At 31.5% G+C, this 3,430-nt stretch carries 5 protein-coding genes and 1 pseudogene; all 6 read left to right on the top strand.

Annotation, left to right across the window (positions count from 1 at the left end):
- Positions 1–212 (top strand): annotated as a pseudogene (locus ACRDBA_RS18045) (hypothetical protein); the annotation flags it as partial.
- 215 nt (positions 213–427) lie between these two features.
- On the top strand, positions 428–592 hold the full coding sequence (locus tag ACRDBA_RS18040; protein ID WP_438574320.1) for a hypothetical protein: 165 nt from the start codon (positions 428–430) through the stop codon (positions 590–592).
- A gap of 32 nt (positions 593–624) precedes the next feature.
- A complete protein-coding gene (locus ACRDBA_RS18035; RefSeq protein ID WP_438574319.1) occupies positions 625–1,266 on the top strand; it encodes a DNA-methyltransferase in 642 nt (213 codons plus the stop codon).
- 33 nt (positions 1,267–1,299) lie between these two features.
- On the top strand, positions 1,300–1,737 hold the full coding sequence (locus ACRDBA_RS18030; RefSeq protein WP_438574318.1) for a terminase small subunit: 438 nt from the start codon (positions 1,300–1,302) through the stop codon (positions 1,735–1,737).
- On the top strand, positions 1,721–2,989 hold the full coding sequence (locus ACRDBA_RS18025) for a PBSX family phage terminase large subunit (RefSeq protein WP_438574317.1): 1,269 nt from the start codon (positions 1,721–1,723) through the stop codon (positions 2,987–2,989). The genes ACRDBA_RS18030 and ACRDBA_RS18025 overlap by 17 nt, the downstream gene beginning before the upstream one ends.
- A gap of 11 nt (positions 2,990–3,000) precedes the next feature.
- The coding region (locus tag ACRDBA_RS18020) for a phage portal protein (RefSeq protein ID WP_438574316.1) at positions 3,001–3,430 on the top strand (430 nt) is incomplete at its 3' end.

Here is a 3,430-nt window from a genome sequence, read left to right as displayed (position 1 = left end):
TTGAGGAAGGTCATACTCATGTTAAAGGATTCGGAGTTGCAAAAGTTTTAATTGATTCAGCTATTAGGAATCGCCTTCCTCGTACTAGAAATAAATACTTATTAACATCTTTAATTCGTATAAGCAAAGATAAGAAGTTTATTGATGAAGTGCAAAGCTTGATTGATGTTAGAGATAACAAAGGTAAACAAAATTATGTTATTAAAAAGTAGGTGATTAAATGTTGTTGAAAGTAGGATATGCAATTTTACTTATACTAAATATCATCACTTGTTTAAGCATAATTAGATTTACAAATAGATATGAAATTGTAGAAGAGGAAGCCGATAAATAGGTTTCTTTTTTATTGAGGTGAATAGATGTAAAAATAATATGTCGCAAGAGGAATGGAATATTTTAAAAGCGAATATAAAGGAGTATTTTATAGATGAATAATTTAGATTTTTTAAAAGGGGGTGGTGCTAATCCGTACAGAGTAGAAGTTGTAGACAATTCTTACTTAATCAAAGGTGATTGCTTAGAAGTTATGCAATGGCTTATAGATAATAATGTAAAAGTGGATGCTATTATAACAGACCCTCCGTATGGTTAGCACTAGGAACAACTGCTTGTAAGTGGGATAGCGTGATTCCATTTAGTGAAATGTGGACTAGGTTGAATAAACTTGTAAAACCAAATGGAGCTATCATATTGTTTTCTAGCAAGCCTTTTACTTTTGAATTAGGTAGTAGCAATATTAAAAATTACAAGCATTATTGGGTTTGGGATAAAGAAATATGTGGAGCGTTTGCACTTGCAAAAAAAAGACCTATGATTGTAACCGAAGATATATTAGTGTTTTCAAAAGATAATAATAAGGTAAATTATTACCCAATAATGGAAGATGCTTCCCCAAAAAATATTAGACCTGTAAATTTAGGAAGTTCATCTAGCGAAGCAACTCCTGTATCAAGCGGTGTAGCTAAAAGTGATAAAAATTACAATCCAAAAAAAAGATATCCTAAAAATATAATTAAATATTCAAAATATAACAAAGAATGTAATCAATTAAACAGGGTTCATCCAACACAAAAGCCTGTAGAAGTAATAGAATACCTAATAAAAACTTATACAAACGAAAACGAATTAGTTTTAGACTTCACTTGCGGAAGTGGTAGCACTGGTGTAGCAACTTCAAACACTAACCGAAAATTCATAGGAATTGAATTAGATAATAATTATTTTAATATAGCAAAAGAACGTATAGAAGGAGCTTATAATAAATAGGTTTCTTTTTTAATTTATACAGGAGGTGTTTAAATGAGTAAGTTAACAGAGAAACAAAAGGCATTTGCAGACTATTATATTGAAAGTTTAAATGCCACGGACAGTTATTCCAAGGCATACGAAAAGGACAATAGGAATACTTGTCAAGTAGAAGGTTGTAAGCTTCTAAGAAATCCTAAGGTAAAAGATTACATTGATGAAGTTATGGCTAGTAAAAATCAGTCGAGGATAGCTTCTCAAGATGAAATATTACAGATACTTACCGACATAGCTAGGGGTATTACAGAGGAAGAAGTAGTAAGTTTTAGTAATTTAGGTGAGGAATGTAGGACTACAAGAAAGCCAACTATAAAAGACAGAATGAGGGCAAGTGAGTTGCTAGGTAAGAGATATAGAATGTTTACCGATAAGATTGAAGCTAGTATTCAACAGCAAGTAGTATTTGAGGGAATAGATGAACTCGAGGACTAAGGAAGTTAGAATTAATATAGCCGATATAGTTGGTAAAGGTTATAAAACATTTTGGAATTACAAAGGTAGATATAAAGCTTGTAAGGGCTCAAGAGGTAGTAAGAAATCAACTACTCAATCATTATGGACTATATACAATATGATGAAGTATCCTTTAGCTAATACATTAGTCGTTAGAAGGGTTTTTAATACTCACAAGGATAGTACATGGACTCAATTAAAATGGGCATCTCATAAGCTTGGAGTAAGTCATTTATGGAACTTTAGCAAATCACCACTAGAAGCTACTTATATTCCTACTGGACAAAAGATATTATTTAGAGGATTAGATGATCCTATGAGTATAACTTCTATTACCGTTGAACATGGTTATCTTTGTTGGGTGTGGTTCGAGGAAGCTTTCCAGGTGATGAATGAAGATGACTTTAATAAAATTGATATGTCTATAAGAGGTGAATTACCTAAAGGATATTTCAAGCAACTAACTCTTACATTTAACCCGTGGAGTGAAAAACATTGGATTAAAAAAAGGTTCTTTGATTTAGCTTCTGATGATACTTTAGCTATTACCACTAACTATATGTGTAATGAGTTTCTAGGAGATGACGATAAAAAAGTTTACAACAAGATGAAGATTAATAATCCTAGAAGATACAATATAGAGGGGTTAGGTAACTGGGGTATTGCAGAAGGTCTTATATATGAGAATGTACAAGAGTTAGATTTCAACTATAAAGATATTTCAAGTAGACCTAGTGTCAAAAGTGCTTTCGGAATTGACTGGGGATACACAAACGACCCTACTGCTTTTATATGTAGTTTGGTAGACACAGAAGCTATGGAAATATATATCTTTGATGAACATTATCAAAAGGCTATGTCTAACAAGATGATAGCCGACATGATTAAATATAAAGGATATGCAAAAGAAACAATAGTCGGAGATAGTGCCGAGCCTAAGAGTATTGATGATATAAAACGTATGGGAATATATAGACTTAAAGGTGCAAAGAAGGGAAAAGACAGTATTTTAAATGGTATTCAGTACATACAAGATTTTAAAATATATGTACACCCTAAATGTGAAAATACCTTGATAGAATTATCCAACTATGTTTGGGATAATAAAAACGGTGTAGTTGTTAACAAACCAGTAGACGATTACAACCATTTAATGGATGCTTTAAGATATAGCCTAGAAGATATAAGGCTTGGTGGCAAAGCGTTCGATAGAAGCAAATACAACCTATAGGAGGTGTAAAAGTGCGAAAGATTAAACTTAATAAAGATACTGAAATAACACTAGATGTTATTAAATATGTATTAGAACAACATAAGAATGAAGCTGATAGAATCAACAAGCTTCAAAAGTATTATGATAATGATAATGATATAAAGAATAGAAGCTATAATAACGGAAATAAACCTAAAAATAAGCTAGCTAATCCATATGCAAGTTATATAACTGATACGGCGGTTGGATACTTTTTAGGTAAGCCAATAACTTATAACAATATAGAAAAATACGAAGCTATAGACATGGCTTTTAAATATAATGATGAATCTGATACAAATACTACTTTAGCAACTAACTCAAGTGTATGCGGTTACTCAATAGAGATGTTATATACAGATGAAGAAGCTAATGTTAGATTTACATCTATAAATCCTAGTGAATGTGCGGTAGTTTATG

This window comes from Clostridium sp. (assembly GCF_051654825.1).
In the GTDB taxonomy this organism is placed as follows: domain Bacteria; phylum Bacillota; class Clostridia; order Clostridiales; family Clostridiaceae; genus Clostridium.
Note: the sequence above shows the minus strand (reverse complement) of the source record. Positions and strands in the feature narration are given on the sequence as shown.